19 protein-coding genes are annotated in these 14,404 nt (G+C 65.6%); 8 read left to right on the forward strand and 11 right to left on the reverse strand.

Going from position 1 to position 14,404, the window contains the following annotated elements; genetic code table 11:
- Positions 1-102 precede the first annotated feature (102 nt).
- The 4 genes from ACWDEW_RS25400 to ACWDEW_RS25415 form a co-directional block, all read right to left on the reverse strand.
- Complete coding sequence (locus ACWDEW_RS25400) at positions 103-411, reverse strand: hypothetical protein (RefSeq protein WP_450515239.1); 309 nt, start codon at positions 409-411, stop codon at positions 103-105.
- 119 nt (positions 412-530) lie between these two features.
- The gene (locus ACWDEW_RS25405) at positions 531-1,541 is read right to left on the reverse strand and encodes a DUF2637 domain-containing protein (RefSeq protein ID WP_450515240.1); all 1,011 of its coding nucleotides are present in this window, start codon (positions 1,539-1,541) and stop codon (positions 531-533) included.
- Positions 1,538-1,834 carry a DUF6303 family protein gene (locus tag ACWDEW_RS25410; RefSeq protein ID WP_450515242.1) on the reverse strand — a complete coding sequence of 99 codons (297 nt, stop codon included), beginning with the start codon at positions 1,832-1,834 and terminating at the stop codon, positions 1,538-1,540. Before ACWDEW_RS25410 ends, ACWDEW_RS25405 begins: the two co-directional genes overlap by 4 nt.
- On the reverse strand, positions 1,831-2,088 hold the full coding sequence (locus tag ACWDEW_RS25415; RefSeq protein ID WP_450515244.1) for a DUF6284 family protein: 258 nt from the start codon (positions 2,086-2,088) through the stop codon (positions 1,831-1,833). Before ACWDEW_RS25415 ends, ACWDEW_RS25410 begins: the two co-directional genes overlap by 4 nt.
- Positions 2,089-2,552: 464 nt before the next feature.
- On the opposite strand from ACWDEW_RS25415, the gene ACWDEW_RS25420 reads away from it, so the two are divergent.
- The gene (locus ACWDEW_RS25420) at positions 2,553-3,353 is read left to right on the forward strand and encodes a GntR family transcriptional regulator (protein WP_450515246.1); all 801 of its coding nucleotides are present in this window, start codon (positions 2,553-2,555) and stop codon (positions 3,351-3,353) included.
- Positions 3,350-4,030, forward strand: coding sequence for a YdcF family protein (locus ACWDEW_RS25425; protein WP_450515248.1), 681 nt, complete (start codon positions 3,350-3,352; stop codon positions 4,028-4,030). Before ACWDEW_RS25420 ends, ACWDEW_RS25425 begins: the two co-directional genes overlap by 4 nt.
- Here ACWDEW_RS25425 and ACWDEW_RS25430 read toward each other — a convergent pair.
- The 6 genes from ACWDEW_RS25430 to ACWDEW_RS25455 all read right to left on the reverse strand — a co-directional run bounded on the left by ACWDEW_RS25430 (position 4,019) and on the right by ACWDEW_RS25455 (position 7,258).
- Positions 4,019-4,561: a DUF6415 family natural product biosynthesis protein gene (locus ACWDEW_RS25430; protein WP_450515250.1), complete on the reverse strand. Its 543-nt coding sequence runs from the start codon at positions 4,559-4,561 to the stop codon at positions 4,019-4,021. The two genes, ACWDEW_RS25425 and ACWDEW_RS25430, sit on opposite strands and share 12 nt — an antisense overlap.
- A complete protein-coding gene (locus ACWDEW_RS25435) occupies positions 4,554-5,126 on the reverse strand; it encodes a hypothetical protein (RefSeq protein ID WP_450515251.1) in 573 nt (190 codons plus the stop codon). Before ACWDEW_RS25435 ends, ACWDEW_RS25430 begins: the two co-directional genes overlap by 8 nt.
- Positions 5,123-5,584 (reverse strand): hypothetical protein, encoded by a 462-nt coding sequence (locus ACWDEW_RS25440; protein WP_450515252.1) that lies wholly within the window; start codon positions 5,582-5,584, stop codon positions 5,123-5,125. The genes ACWDEW_RS25435 and ACWDEW_RS25440 overlap by 4 nt, the downstream gene beginning before the upstream one ends.
- An 87-nt stretch (positions 5,585-5,671) precedes the next feature.
- Positions 5,672-6,514, reverse strand: a complete 843-nt coding sequence (locus ACWDEW_RS25445; RefSeq protein ID WP_450515254.1) for a helix-turn-helix domain-containing protein — start codon at positions 6,512-6,514, stop codon at positions 5,672-5,674.
- The gene (locus ACWDEW_RS25450) at positions 6,511-7,047 is read right to left on the reverse strand and encodes a DUF6879 family protein (RefSeq protein WP_450515255.1); all 537 of its coding nucleotides are present in this window, start codon (positions 7,045-7,047) and stop codon (positions 6,511-6,513) included. Before ACWDEW_RS25450 ends, ACWDEW_RS25445 begins: the two co-directional genes overlap by 4 nt.
- On the reverse strand, positions 7,040-7,258 hold the full coding sequence (locus ACWDEW_RS25455; protein WP_450515257.1) for a hypothetical protein: 219 nt from the start codon (positions 7,256-7,258) through the stop codon (positions 7,040-7,042). The genes ACWDEW_RS25450 and ACWDEW_RS25455 overlap by 8 nt, the downstream gene beginning before the upstream one ends.
- A 434-nt stretch (positions 7,259-7,692) precedes the next feature.
- Between ACWDEW_RS25455 and ACWDEW_RS25460 the strand changes: the two genes are divergently transcribed.
- Both ACWDEW_RS25460 and ACWDEW_RS25465 read left to right on the forward strand, forming a co-directional pair.
- Positions 7,693-8,943: a hypothetical protein gene (locus ACWDEW_RS25460; protein WP_450515258.1), complete on the forward strand. Its 1,251-nt coding sequence runs from the start codon at positions 7,693-7,695 to the stop codon at positions 8,941-8,943.
- A gap of 547 nt (positions 8,944-9,490) precedes the next feature.
- Complete coding sequence (locus tag ACWDEW_RS25465; protein ID WP_450515259.1) at positions 9,491-9,805, forward strand: hypothetical protein; 315 nt, start codon at positions 9,491-9,493, stop codon at positions 9,803-9,805.
- Between the two features lie 159 nt (positions 9,806-9,964).
- Here ACWDEW_RS25465 and ACWDEW_RS25470 read toward each other — a convergent pair whose 3' ends face one another.
- Complete coding sequence (locus ACWDEW_RS25470; protein ID WP_450515261.1) at positions 9,965-10,360, reverse strand: DUF5958 family protein; 396 nt, start codon at positions 10,358-10,360, stop codon at positions 9,965-9,967.
- 6 nt (positions 10,361-10,366) lie between these two features.
- On the opposite strand from ACWDEW_RS25470, the gene ACWDEW_RS25475 reads away from it, so the two are divergent.
- The 4 genes from ACWDEW_RS25475 to ACWDEW_RS25490 all read left to right on the forward strand — a co-directional run bounded on the left by ACWDEW_RS25475 (position 10,367) and on the right by ACWDEW_RS25490 (position 13,544).
- Positions 10,367-11,230, forward strand: coding sequence for an IS5 family transposase (locus ACWDEW_RS25475; protein ID WP_450515263.1), 864 nt, complete (start codon positions 10,367-10,369; stop codon positions 11,228-11,230).
- Positions 11,227-11,625 (forward strand): hypothetical protein, encoded by a 399-nt coding sequence (locus tag ACWDEW_RS25480; protein ID WP_450515264.1) that lies wholly within the window; start codon positions 11,227-11,229, stop codon positions 11,623-11,625. The genes ACWDEW_RS25475 and ACWDEW_RS25480 overlap by 4 nt, the downstream gene beginning before the upstream one ends.
- Before the next feature lie 945 nt (positions 11,626-12,570).
- Positions 12,571-12,978 (forward strand): NUDIX hydrolase, encoded by a 408-nt coding sequence (locus tag ACWDEW_RS25485; RefSeq protein ID WP_450515266.1) that lies wholly within the window; start codon positions 12,571-12,573, stop codon positions 12,976-12,978.
- A gap of 251 nt (positions 12,979-13,229) precedes the next feature.
- The gene (locus tag ACWDEW_RS25490; protein WP_450515268.1) at positions 13,230-13,544 is read left to right on the forward strand and encodes an immunity 53 family protein; all 315 of its coding nucleotides are present in this window, start codon (positions 13,230-13,232) and stop codon (positions 13,542-13,544) included.
- The last annotated feature ends 860 nt before the right edge of the window (positions 13,545-14,404 follow it).

Genomic DNA, 14,404 nt, shown 5'->3' on the forward strand with positions numbered 1-14,404 from the left:
CCCTTCACGGGGCCCTCAGCGGCCGTTCACGGCCCGGGGGATGTGCACCCACACGCGAGAGGGGTCGGACTCCCTGCGGGCCGTCTACGGCTTCCGCCTGTTTCAGTCCTTGGGGCGGGTGAGTTTGAGGGTGATGCCGCCGATACCGACAGGTCCGGCCACGCTGCCGATGGCGATGGCGGTGTGGACTGCGAAGTCGAGCAGTGCGACGAGCGCTGCCACGAGGCCGAACACCCCCACGACGCCCGCACCCGCGATGACGATGGGGAACAGGTAGTGGCGCAGCGGGCGCCCGTCCTGGTCGGTGGTGTGGACGATGACGACGACGGGCTGCCCGGTGGCTTCGGCGCGGCGGTAGACGTCGGCGGGAATGTGCGGGGCGATGATCCCCGGCGGGTCACGATGCGCCATCAGGGCTCTCCCTCAGGTCAGTTGGAGCCGGCGCACGGCACGCACACGCCGAGCAATGCGGGAGAGGGCGAGACGCCACCGATACACGGGCAGCGAGCCACTCGCGTGCGCGGTAGCCATCAGCGGCCCGTACCGGCGAGATCGACCAGAACACCGTTGACCGGGCCGCGCAGTTCGGCGTAGCGGGTCGAAACCCATCCCACCGACCAGCCGCACAGCTCCGCAGCCGTGCGCACCGACATACCCTCCGCGTGCGCGGCGGCCACGATCGCGCGGGCGTCATCCTCGGACAGCTTCTCCGTGGCAGGACCAGCGGACAGCAGCGCGGCGCGTTCACGCGCGGCCCGCTCCTCCCGCTCGGTCTGTTCACGGCGCTCCCGCTCAACACGCTCTCGCTGCTCGCGTTCGGCGCGTTCGGCGGCCTCACGTTCACGGCGTTCACGCTCCCGCTCACGCTGTTCACGCTCACGGTCCGCGCGTTCACGCTCCTCGCGCTCGGCACGCTCCCGCGCCTCTTCCCGCTCCCGTTCCTCACGCCGTGCGGCGGCCTCCCGCTCGGCCTGTTCACGGGCCATGCGGGCCTCATGCTCACGCTGTTCACGCGCCAGTGCCGCCGCGTGCTCGCGCTCCTCACGGGCCCGCCGTGCAATCTCGTCACGCCGCTCGCTCGCGGCCTGTTCCCGGGCTTCCCGCTCGGCGTGCTGCTTGGCTTCCAAAGCGATCACGGCGGCGGTGATGGCCCGCCGGTAGGCGAGGCCGGTCTCTGCCGTGACGATCAGCAGCAGTGGGGCGACCGCGTGCACGGCCACGCCCACCAGGTCGTTCTTCAGTGCGGAGTCGGCGACGTTGAGGGCGAGGGTCATGCAGCCGGTCATCCACCGCAGCGCGATGGGCCACCGCCCGCCGTTGCCCCCGAGCCGGGCCAGCACCGCGTCCAGGCGGACCACGATGACCACGGCCGCGTCCACCACCAGGGGCAGGATCGGTGCCGTCCAGGCCCACTGGGCGGGGGTGTGGGCGGAGGCGAGCGGGGTGACGGTGAGGATCGAGTAGAGCATCGCGCCCGCCACGATCAGCCACGTGCCGGCCGACAACGCCCGCTCCGCCGAACGGATATGAGCGGCGTTCATACACTCACCCCCGACCATGAACGCACCCGGATCGCGGCGATCAGAACGACCGGGGAGGCGGGGTTGCCGGGCGTCTCGCTGTCCTCGGTCCACTCCCACTCGGCGCCCGGTACCGGCTCGAAGCCGAGCGCGCTGAGCGAGTCCGTACGGTCCGTGAACGTCGGCACCGTCCGCCCCAACCGGTGCTCCGGCCACTGCTCGGTGGTGTTGAGCAAGGCCACGTACAGGCGCCAGCGGCCGTCACGGACGGACATCTGCGCGGTGAACTCCCGCACGGTGTTCTGTCCGCTCATGCCGCACCGCCCCGGTGCACGGTCGCGGCCTGGCCCGCCAGCGCAGTCAGCAACCGCCGGCGGGCCCGCCGGATACGCCGGACGTCCAGCTCGGTGGGGGTCCGGTCCATGGTGATGATCTGCACGTCCAGCAGGTCGACGTCCGCGAGGATCGCGGGCATCTCCAGCTCGATCGCGTCCAGCTCGGCGTCCGTTGGGTCCATGAAGTCGGCGAACGCGGTAACAGCCTCTTGAACAGTGACGATGTGGTCCATTGGGTCGTGTGTCCTTCCACAGGTGAACGGCCCGAACAGCGGCCCCGGTGTTCCAGCACCGGGGCCGCGTCGTTGAAGGTGAAGCCGCGCAGGCTGCGCGGCGCGACCGAAGATCGGCCGCAGTGCCCCGACCGGGAGTTGAACCCGGCCTACGACCATCGGGGCGGTTGCGCTGTACCGCGCACGGGACTGGACCCGTACGCGCCCGCCCTCTTGCTTGCGGAGGTGGGGCGGATTTCCCTCAGGTGCACTCTCTTGAGTTGTCAAGGAACGACCAGCTCAGGGCCCCCATGGCGTGCTAGGAGCTATCCCGAACCGACATGCCATGGCGGAGCCCAATGGCAGCCACCTTCCCGCTGTCCTAGGACTGCGAGTGGCATGAGAGGACTATGGCATCGCAGTCCTAGGACTGTCAACAGTCCTAGGACTGTGCTTCACTAGTGCGTATCGAAGGGAGTTCTGCTGTGGCACCGAAGTGGCGTGAACTGGCGGACCGGGTCGCGGAACAGATCAGGAATGGCGACTACGCACCAGGGGCTCAGTTGCCCCAGATCAGGGAGCTTGTAGAGGCCGGCGAAGGCTCGAAGGCCACCGTCCATCAGGCGTACAAGGCACTTGAGGCCGAAGGCCTCGTGACATCGACACGAGGCCACGGCACGATCGTGCGTCCCCGCTCCGCCCTCAAACGACTCGGCATCACCCGCTACGACAAGGTCAAATGGCGGGACAGCGACGAAGTCGCGTTCATCGCAGATCGCGTGGCCTCGGGGCGGGCCTACGACCGGAACGAGCAGACGCAGACCGTCGACCGCGTCGCGGCGGACACGGTGATCGCTGAGGGGCTCGGCGTCCCCGTCGGCTCACCTGTGTATGCACGTGCCCGCCTCGTGAAGGAGGGCACGCAACCGACGCACACCTTGACCAGCTACTACCGGCCCGAACACGTCGAAGGAACCCGCATCGTCGACCCAACGCCGGGCCCCGCCGGCCGAGGCGGCGGATACCGGGTGCTCTACGACGCCGGGTACGAGATCGACCACATGAAAGAGGCGCTGTTCGCTCGCGTGCCGACAGCGGACGAGGTGAAACTCCTACAACTTCCCTCGGGCGAACCCGTAGTTGAGCTTCACCGGACGACATACACAGCAGATGGCACAGTGGTCGAGTTCGCCGTCGGCATCCACGCAGCCTCGCGGTTCGCGTGGGAGTACGAGTTCGAAGTCCCCGACTCCGCCCGGGACAAGGCCAAGGAAGGTTCCGCGTGATCTCCGCTCAGGACTGGGAAGGTGCCCGGCTTCTCTGGGACTTCCAGTTGATGCATCACGAGCCGCGTCCGTGCTCGGTCGGCCTCGGTCTTGGCAGCCATGACCTGGGCGTAGCCGACACCACCGTTGACCTGTACCGGCGCGGCATGATGCCACTGATCGTCTTCACGGGCGCGACCAGCCGGACGACACAGGGCCGCATGCCGCGCGGCGAGGCCGAGCACTATCGGGACCGTGCGCTTGAACTCGGCGTTCCCGCGGACGCCATCCTCGTCGAGCCTCATGCCCGGAATACCGGGCAGAACATCACCCTGTCCCGCGCCCTGCTCAAAGAGCGCGGAATCAAGGTGTCCTCCGTGCTTCTCGTCAGTAAGCCCTACGAGGAACGTCGGGCCTACGCCACGGCCCGGAAGCTCTGGCCTGAGGTGGAGTTCGTGAGTGCGTCGACTCCCATGACGCTCTCGGATTACGCGGACTCAATCCAGGACGCACGGCTTGTCATCGACATGCTTGTCGGATCTCTTCAACGGCTGCTGATCTACCCAGCTCAAGGCTTCATGATCCAACAGGATGTACCCGCCGAGGTGATCCGGGCGTATGAGCGGCTTGTGACGAGGGGTTTTACGAGCCGAGTCGTTCCTGAGGCTGCGGGAAGCGCTGGCAGCTCAAGCACTTGAGTCCTGAGGGGGCACCGGCGCGAGCAGGGACGGCCGGTCGACGCACGGCTCGGCATGGACGTAGCCGTGGATCGTTCCCGCCGAGTCACTGTCGAAGGGGCGCCGCTCGTACGGCTCGTCGTCCTCGATCGGCTGCCAGCAGGCGCCGCACAGGCGTTGGCGAATCTGCTGGGCTATTTCGCCCTCGGCGGTCGGTGAACCGAGCGGTCCGGGGTGCAGGTACAGGGTCAGCAGGGCGCGGGCCGTGACTGCGAGGTCGTACGTTTCGGTGAGTTGGGCGGTCGGGGAGCCCGTGGTCTCTTTCAGGAGGTGAGACGTGCGCACGAGGATATGGACCGCTGTACGCCGGGTCTCGCCTCGCATGCGGGGCGAGAGGTTCCGTACCTCCGGGGCCAGGAGCTGCACGTGTCCCTGAAGCGTCTCCTTCAGGGTGCCCAGCGCGTCTCCGGTCGGCAGGCGGATGCTCAACAGCACGTACTCGTAGGTGTGTTGGATCGTGTCGGCGTCGACAGGTAGCAGCGTGTTACTCACCGGCCGTCGCCTCCGCGAGCCGGTGCAGGCCGTATGCGACGAGCTGCGAGACAGCCTCTGGGCTGCACAGGTTGCCGGGACCGTCCATCGGTACGCACCAGCGCGAGCGGCCCAGGCTCGGGTTGGTCGTGATGACGTCCGGCACACCGAGGAAGCAGCCCGGTTCGAGGCATTCCGCGTGCACCTGGCGGGGCTGGTCGCGCCACTCCAGCCTGTCCGCAGCGCTGCGGGGCACGAGGACGTAGTAGCGCTGGATGTGCGTGTCGACGAACACCGGCCCTCCGTAGAGGGCTTCGGCGAGGAAAGCGTCGATCTTCTGCACATCGTCCGTTCCCGAGGCGGCTTGCACGAGAGTGGCCGAGAGGCGCACCGCGGTGAAGAGGGCCCCGCACCGCAGGAGGGCGACGCCCGTCGTCGACCACTCCGTCCGCGCCCTCTCCCTGTCCGGCGCCGACAGCAGGAGCCAGTGACCGACCTCCAGGTTCCGCTCTGCTCTGGTGTGGACGAAGACACCGGGCTGTGCCTCGACGGGCCTGGGGGTGTGGGTGGTGTCGGGAATCGTCATCCGTGGGCCTCCGCGGGCAGACGGCCGGCAGGCCCGAAGGCGGCGCCGAGCACGATCGGATCGGTCAGTCGTCCAGAACCATCCGGCCGCTCCAGCCACACGCGACCCCCGGCAGGCCGGTTGAGGGGCGGGCAGTACAGCGGCCACCCGGGCGGGTGCACAGTGAACCGCGCGACATCGTCGAGCTGGTGGGCGTCGTCAGGCGGGATGAGCCACCAGGCGCATTCGGCCTCGGGGTACGCGAGCACAGGGCCGAGCCGCTTCGGCGGTACGCGCTGCATGGCAACGACGGTGCGCAGGAGCGGGGCCTCGGCGGCGAGCCAAAGGCGGCCGGTCGGAATAGAGGCGAGACCCCCGGCGGACCATGACCGAAGGGCGTCATCTGGGGTGGGGTGGGCGTCGGCGAGCCACTCACGGCCCGCGTGACGCGGTGTGCCCCGGCGTGTGCTGGTGGACATGCCCCGGACCGTAGGGAAGTCGGTTGCTGCAATGAGTAGCGATTTCTCCTGATTTCCCACAAGGCCGGGGAGGCTTCCAGAGGTTGCTCACATCAGGTCGAGTGTCGCCCGCGCGCGGACGATGACGCGGTGGGCCTGGGGACCGGTGACTGCGGCCTGTTCGAGCTCGTTCCACACGGTCCGGTACAGGTCGACCTCGGCGCGGTCGGTCAGACGCAGTTCCGCGCCGATCGTCTCGACCATGACGAGCCGGTCATCGAACAGCCAGAAACCATGCGTGGGCACGACTGTGAGATCCGCGCCCAGCGGCACGATGCCGAGGTGTACCGAGGACATGCCGAATACGCCGGTGAGCCGGTCGAGTTGGCCGGCCATCACCTCGCGCGGACACAGAAGCATGTGAAGGGCGGGCTCCCAGATCAGATATCTGAAGTCCCGGCCGGGCATGTAGAGGGCCTGTTGGCGTTGCATGCGCGCGTTGACGCCGGCCTCGATGTCGGGCGGCGTGCGATGCAGGGCGGTCGTGCGCTGGAACATGTGCCGGGCGTACTCCGCGGTCTGGAGCAGGCCCGGGATGCATGCCGTCTCGAAGTTGCGGACCTCGGCAGTCGAGTTCTCCGTTGCCTGCCATGCCTCCTGCCGGGCGCGTACGCCGGCGGCGAGTTGGCGTCGCCAAGCCGCGTAGTGCGTCTCCAAGGAACGGAGACGGCCCATCAGCTCGGCCTGCACCTCTGGGACGCCGAGGGCGCTGGCCAAGGCACGCAGGTCCTCGGCGGTCGGAGACTGCTTGGCGTTCTCCAGCTTGGACACCTTCGACGGCGGCCAGCGGAGTTGGGTGGCGAGCTGCTTTCCGTTCAGCCCGGCCTCGACGCGCAGCTCACGCAGCCGAGCGCCGAGGGCGATACGAGCGGACTGGTAATCGCTGCTCACTGTGGGTGCGTGTGCTCCTTCTCGTACTCCTCGAAGGTCACCGCGGAGCGCCATGCCGCATCGCGGTAGCTGGTATGGCGCTGGATCTCGGCGGGGTCGTCGGACAGTGCCACTCCGAGGAATCGGTCGTTCTCCCCGAACTTCAGCAGAGCCACGGTCCGGTTGTCGAACAGCCAGAAGTCGTACGGCGGCAGCCCAAGGTTTGCGACGAGGGAACGTTCCAGGTAGCGGATGTCCTCACCCGCGACGAGGTTGTGGGGTGTTCCCCACAGCTCGAAACGCAGGTAGTCGGACGGGGGTTCGTCGACGACGCGGACGCGTTCGACACGCTTGCCCTTGGCGGTCTCCTCCCGCATCAGACGCAGCCACGGCTCGAACCAGTCGAGGCCGGGGTCCTCGCCGGCGAGGAAGCGCCGATACGGCTCGTCCTCCTCCGGGATGCCGTACGAGGTCCGCACCTCCAGCCGGAACGCGGTGGCCTGAAAGTCCCGGAACAACTGGAGAAACGCCTCCCCGGTGACCAGATCAGGCACCGGTCACCTTCTCGGCGTACAGCTCGAAGAGAACAGCCGGCACGACAACGGCATCCTCGCCGGGCTTGACCTTCAGGAGCTGGCTTCGCTTCTCGGGGTCGTTCAGGGCGAGTCCCTGAACGACGATGTCGCCAGTCTCGGTGTCGCGGTAGAAGCTGGGGCAGCCGCCGCCCTGTGAGGTGTTGCTGCTGCCGAGAAACTCAAGCGCCATGGTGTCCGCCTCCCGTGTTGGGGTTGGGCTGCCAGTGTGCTCGGCGTGGCACGGTCACGGGCTTCAATTGCTCGAAATTTCTCGACGAGTGATGAGGTCGGCCAGATTCCCTGAAGTGGTCGCGTTCATAGACGCTCAACTCCACAAGCACGGACCCGCCCCTCCCCATGCGCCACATCCAGGCGCACAGCCAAGCCGAGGCATGCGGTGTCAAGCATCAGGTGAAGCCGCAGCGTCAACTATCAACCGAGACAGGACAGCCCCAACCGACCGACTGAGTTACAACTTTCTCTACGGGTTCAAGGCGGCTCGCTCCGCTCCCCGCGCGCGGCACGGCCCCCGGCCGGGCCTGCGCTCCTGCCTCCGTCCCGCTCCAGCCCGGCCGGCGCCCGTGCCGCGCGCACAGCGAGATCCCCCTCACCTAATCTGGCAAGTTGGCCATTCTGCACACCAAAGCCTCAAACTTGCCGCAAACTGTCCGTAGGCGCCTGAACTTCACCAAGCAATCAAATACCCATTTCAGTCAGGGAGTCTCGATGCTCGCCCGATTTCAAATTGCAACGGCCTTCGACATGTACATTCCAATCAGTCTCTACTCTCAGGCCACCCCTCAGATTCTTGAGATCGGAGGAATGGAGGTAGCCTTCCATTTGCCTTACCCTTGCCACCTCACGCCTAATGACCGGTTGCTCCCCAGTGGTGCAGCCATCGAACTCTCAGCTAAGCTTGATCAAATTCCACTCAATGAAGCCGTTTCGGATACTTCAGTCAATGGCGAACCGGCTGCTCGCTGTAACGCGCTACAAATCGACTTCCGCAAGGAATCATTTGACCGGAGGCGTAGTTCCGGCCATTCGGCTTCAGACCCTTCAGTACCGCTGGCAATCAACCTGGCTAATAACTGGCTATCCAGGCTGAGACTTCTGGCGCTGGCGCCACAAATCAGACCGTTGGAAATGACGAGTTCGATTTGGCGATTGGTCTATTTGGATGACGACGAGCAGCCGCTTGAAATTAATGAGGAGATGGTTCGCAGATTCTTCAGCGGGGTGATCCACTTTAGTGGTGTGGGTATCAACTCCGAGCTCTGGAAGGCTATTGGTTCACTTCCCTGGGGCAGTGAACCTGCGGCGGCAGATACGTTGCTCCTGGACGCGGCCGGATTCGTCGAGGAAATCGGCCCGGCGATCGTGCTCGCTTTCACCGCCCTAGAAACAAGAATTGGATACGCTCTTGATATGCTCGCGCGGATGAATGGACTGAGTCCAGCGATTTGGGATTGGATCCAAGATCGTGGCGACTTCAGGAAAGACCCGTCAACTATCGAGAAGTTTGACTCTCTCTTGAAGGCCGTAACGCGACGTAGCCTAAAAGAGGAGCCCAGACTATGGGAGGGTTTCCAGAACCTTCGTTCTGCGCGAAATAGCTTCGCGCACGATGGGAAGGCAATCGTGGGTAAGGCTAGGAAGCCAGTCGACCAGCAAGAAGCATCACATCTGGTGTTGCTTGCCAGGGAGATCGTCGACTGGATTGATGGTCTGCTACCAGAATCTGAGCGGCGACCACGATTCGACACGACTTCAGTCCAGATGCAGTCGTCCTTCCTTCTGTTTACACCTGAAGGCATCGAAGAGGCGCAACCAGGGCAGGCCGAGGATAGCGGTACAGGGATCATTGGCGAATGAGATCAACCGTCGTGGCCGGTTGCCAGCAGGTTGGCAACCGGTTCAATAACTTGGCCATCGGGGCCCGCGCAGCGTCGTCGCGGAACTGCTGTCGAAGCTTGCTCCTGAGCGACGAACACGCCGATAGCGTGGCTGGGGCCGGTGGAGGTGCAGCGAGACACACGCGTGCGTGATCGGTCGACGCACCCGCCATCGCGGCTGACTGTCGTCGGCTGAGGCTCAGACACTCCAGGGTTCAGCTCCGCCAAGCGACGTTCGAGGCGAAGGGAGCGTGCCATTCGCGTGCCAGATGCTGCGGGGATCCACGGGGAACAGCGGGAAGTGGCCACGACTGCGACGAGGGCTCCAAGACCACTCCGCCACAGTTCAGCGCAGCAATCGCCGCCACAGAACCCAAGCTTCCCAGGCTGATGTCCTCAGTGCGGTCCTCGCACTGATGTCTCTGTCCTCACTGTTATGGGGAGATCGTTCAGCGTGGTGTTGTTCTGGCGCGACCCTGGGGAAGGACTCTGGCGCCCCATCAAAGGTCGGCTGAGGAGATAGGCCCGTGACAGAGCACGACCGAGCGCAGACGTCAAAGCTGGCAACCGGCTACATCCAGAAGGTGCTGAGTCCTCAGCACCTTCTCGACACCCCTCTGCCTGAGCTTCTCGCGGAGCTGGACGTCACGTTGGACGAGTCTTCGATCACCGACCCAAGCTTCACGGGTGCTGCCGTCGTCACCCGAGACCGTGTGATCCTTTCGATGAGACCAGGCCAACCAGACTTCGAGCGCGACGCCGTTGCGCGAGCGCTGTTGGGTCGCGTACTCGACGTACCGTTGTCGCCGTTGCCTGAGCCGTACCGCATCAGTGAGGTCTAAAGCGATCGGCCGCCGGGGCCGTCGCTGGGCCGTCCGAGGCTGCTCGACGGCAGCCAACGACGACCACTGTCGACCTCTCAGGCATAGGCGTCTGCCTGTCTGAACAGCAAAAACCCAGCTCACCAAGATCCCCGACAAGACCCAGGGCAAGAAAACATCTCAGGTTGCGTCGCGTGGCAGATCCGGCAGGTTGTGCCACGCGTGACCACATCCCCCGGCGCAGTACAGCGCCCGCCTGCGGGTGTCGGCGATGCTGAAGAGAGCGACGAGCAGGCGGAAGGACTTGATTAGTTCGTAGGCCGGAAGTGCCTCCATTCCGAAGCGCCACTTCGTGAGCATCACCGCCGGCGTGTGAGTAAGGCGGATGCCGGAACGCGCGATGCTCTCCGGCACGTCCTCTTCGCGGGCGCGGGCTTGCCCGCAGAACAGCACCAGTGCGTGCAGGACTTTGCGTTGGCCACCCTCTGAGTGGACGTTAAGTCCGATCTTCCTAGGTTCGTGATCGCTCGATCGTGGGACTGATCGCTGTACAGGCCGCCCGCTGTGCATGTCCATGTTGAGATGCGGGACGTGAAGAGAGAGCCGTACCCCAGCGACTTATCGGACGAGCAGTGGGCGTTAATCGAGCCGATGATCACGGCCTGGAAGCAGGACCGGGTGGCCCGGTCGGCGACCGGAGATCCCGGGTCCTGTGACCTTCGGGAGGTCGTGAACGCGATCTTCTATCAGAACCGGACGGGCTGCCAGTGGCGCTACCTTCCCCATGATCTGCCGTCCTGGTCAGCGGTGTTCTACTACTTCGGCTTATGGCGCGAGGACGGGTTGGACCAGCGGATCCAGGAACTCCTGCGCTGCCAGGTGCGGGAGAGAGCCCGGCGATTAGAGGACCCGTCCCTCGTGATCCTCGACACCCAGTCCGTCCGCGCGGCCGCGGGTGTCCCCAAGACCACGACGGGACTGGACGCCAACAAGAAGGTGTCGGGGCGCAAGCGGGGACTGGCCGTCGACGTTCTGGGGCTGGTCATCGGCGTCGTGGTGCTGGCCGCATCCGCCCACGACAACACCGCCGGCACCGCCCTGCTCGACCAGGCCGCCAACCGCTGCGGGAACCGGCTGGAGAAGGCCCTGGTGGACCAGGGCTTCAAGGACGAAGTTCTCATCCACGGCGCCCTGTTGGACATCGACGTCGAGGTCGTCCGCCGCAACCCCGACGACCAGGGCAAAGGCTTCGTTCCGCAACCGAAAAGGTGGATCGTGGAGCAGGTCAACGGCACGTTGATGCTGCACCGGCGCCTGGCCCGCGAGTACGACCACCGCCCCGAGACCTCCGCCTCGCGCGTCTACTGGGCCTCGATCGCGAACATGGCCCGCCGGCTCACCACACCCGCACTGGCCTGGCGAGACACCCTAGGGCTGGCCGCGTGAACATCGCTGACCTTCTGGCCAGCCTCCAGGCCCAGCACGACGAGACCATGGCTCGGGCCAGTGAACTACGCGACCAGATCGAGCACTTGACCGCCGCCCTGGCCGAGACCGAAGTGCGACTCGCGGACCTGGCCACCGCACACAAGGTCATCGCCGAGCTCGCACCGGCCCAGGACGAACCCGAACCGCCCGAGACGAACACTGCCTACCAGGCCATCGTGAACGCCTTCAACCAGCACCCCAAGAGGGAGTTCCGAGCCCGCGAGCTGCACGAGCTCCTCGGCATGCCCACCGACGAGGCGTCGGTCAACGTCACCCGCGCCCGCCTCGGACGCCTCACCCGCCAAGGCTTCCTCACCCAACCCGGCCGAGGCCGCTACCAGAAACGGACTTAACGTCCACTGAGAGGCCCTCGAACCACTCGACGCCCTCGTCCACAGGTCTGAGGCCCTGTGCGAGTTCGTTCAGGATCACCTCGTGTGCGTACAACACAGACTCCCACCCCCATGGTTCAGACCGACGGTACGCGCACGGCCACCACCCGTGGGCAGCTCGGATTCCCGCGCCCTGACGGCACAGCCATCTGACGCAGGCAGCAGGTTCCCCAGTCGAACCCGCGCAGCACCTTCCGGGTGGTCCGCGTCCCGAGTGAGTGTCTAACTGCGTGACAACGCCAACGAACACCGGCGAACAACCGCGAACGCCTGCGGACCATCCGCACAGGTGAGAGCCGCACGGCCTCAAGGCAGCGCTCCCGCCCAAGTTGCTTCGGGACGAAGAGGTCGTGGGTTCAAGCCGCACCACATCGACAGCAGCCGAGGCCCGGATACAAGAGGTCAAGCCCTACGGGCGGAAGGCGGAAGTGCGCGAGGCATCGTCGCGGAGCAACCTGGTGGTGGGGATAGCCGTGAGGAGGCTCCGATGGCGTATCACGAGGAACGCCCCTGGCACGAGACGCACCGAACCCATCGAGCCCGGCCCAGAGCCGCGCTCGGTGGGATATTCGCGTTGGGAATCACGATCGCGTTGGCCCTGATCGAGCTTCGGGCAGCAGTGATCTTCGTAGGTCTGGCCGTCGTCACCACCTTGGTCTTGCTGATAGGCAAGTGGGTAGAAAATCGCAGCCGAGAAGGGTAACGATGCCTAGTCCGTGCCAGACGCGTGCCAGATCGTGCGGGGAGCCACGGGGAACAGCAGGGAACAAGTCTGCGACCGCCCGTGCGGCGTCCCAGGTACACCGCAGCTCAGAGCAGCTACCGCCTCCAGAGAACCCGAGCTGCCCAAGCTCAGTGTGCGGACGGCGCTGACGCAGACCATGCCTTCCGATACGGTCCCGAGCCATGGCGGATGGCAAGATCGTGCCGGAGAAGGTGGCGTGGATCCTGGTCCTGGACGACCGGGTATTGGTGACGCGCAGTCACGGCAGAGATCGCTTCTACCTTCCGGGCGGTCATCGTGAGCCGGGCGAGTCCGACAGCGAGACCCTGGTGCGGGAGATCGACGAGGAACTGCGGGCGGCGATCGACCCCGGTTCCATGGTGTACTTCGGCACGTTCGAGATCGGCGAGGGCCATCCGGATCACGGCCCCTTCCGGATGATCTGTTACACCGCCGATCACCGCGGTGAGCTGACCCCGTCGAGGGAGATCGCCGAGAAGGCGTGGTTCCGCTACGCCGACCGGGACCGAGTCTCGGCCGTCGACGAGATGGCCTTCGACGCGCTGCACGAAGCCGGACGGCTTCCCTGATCCCGTGACCGCGGACTCTACCGTCGCTGCTGCGGCCTTCTTCTACGTCACGGCCGCGCCGCAACCGCACCAGATCGGGCTGGGAACAGCGGGGAATCACAGGGAAAGAGCACCGGACCGAAGAGGCCGACACACACCCGTTCACGCAGGTCAACGCTCCAAGTAGCCCCAAATGCCTGCAGCTTCCCAAGGTGAAGGTTGGCAGCGACTGCACCGTACGGCCAGATCACGACCTCGTACGATCAGCCGTCATGGCAGACACTGGCGGAGAACTCGGTTGGCTGGAGCAGTGGTACCAAGCCCAGTGCGACGGCGACTGGGAGCACGAATGGGGCGTTCGCATCGCGACGCTCGACAACCCAGGCTGGACAGTGCACATCGACCTTGAGGAAACGACGCTTTCCGGCCGGCCCTATGTGAGAACGGACATCCAACGCAGCCACTCCGACTGGGTGACGGCGAAGGTGTCGGACGACGTCTTTCACGCGTCCTGTGGCCCCCTCAACCTCAGCGAAGCACTCCGCCTCTTCCGCGAATGGGCCACGTCAGTCAGCCAGGAGCGCTAGCCGCCCGACCAGCGTGGGCAGGGGCGGTCCGTCTCAATTTCCGTCTCATTCAGCCCCGTTCACGACCGTTCAGGCGAGACCCACAACCCTCCTGGCGCCGACGACCGACCGCCCATGAACCCAGGTGAACGCACCTGCACCTAACCCACAACCCCACCCCCACAGTTGGAAAGCGTGCGTCTTACCCACACGGCTACGAGGACCGGCCCGCCGTGTGCAATCGGGGCAGTCTTGGAGCGCTGCCTGTATCCCGTCGGGTGAATCACAACGGTGTTGCTCTTCCTGCTAGTTCGCCCCACGTGACCCGAGGTGTCCTTACCTTGAGTGTGACGCATCACAAGCAGGGGGGACAGTGAGCACACCGCAATCGCCGCAGAGACCGCCGCGTCCTGATGAAGTGCTCGCCTTCCACAACGGCGACACACTGGAGAATATCCCTGTCATCCGTGAGGCCCCGGCCCAGCGCTTCCCCTGGAAGGCCACGATGGCGGGGGGAGCCGTGGCGATCGTCCTCGGGGTTTGCGTAGCTCTGCTCCTGCGTCACACGGTGGGAGATGGTCACTCCGTCGTCACCACACCCCATGCCCAAGCGACAGCAACGCGCAGTGCACCCGGAGCTCAGAGGGCGAAGGCCGCTGCCTCCTCCCCGTCGTCGATGGCATCTCCCTCGGTGGTCACGACGCCGCCGACCACGGTGAGCAAGGCGCCCACATGCGTTCAGGTGACGTACAAGACTCCTCGTGGCGAGGCAAGTTGTGAGTCGAAGACGGTCGTCTGTAGCCCGGGGGCGCCCTGGTACGTAGCTGATATTGAGGCGCTCTGCGGTGGGCCCACACCCATCCAAGCCATCCACGTCATCT

This window comes from Streptomyces sp. NPDC001100 (genome assembly GCF_053598575.1).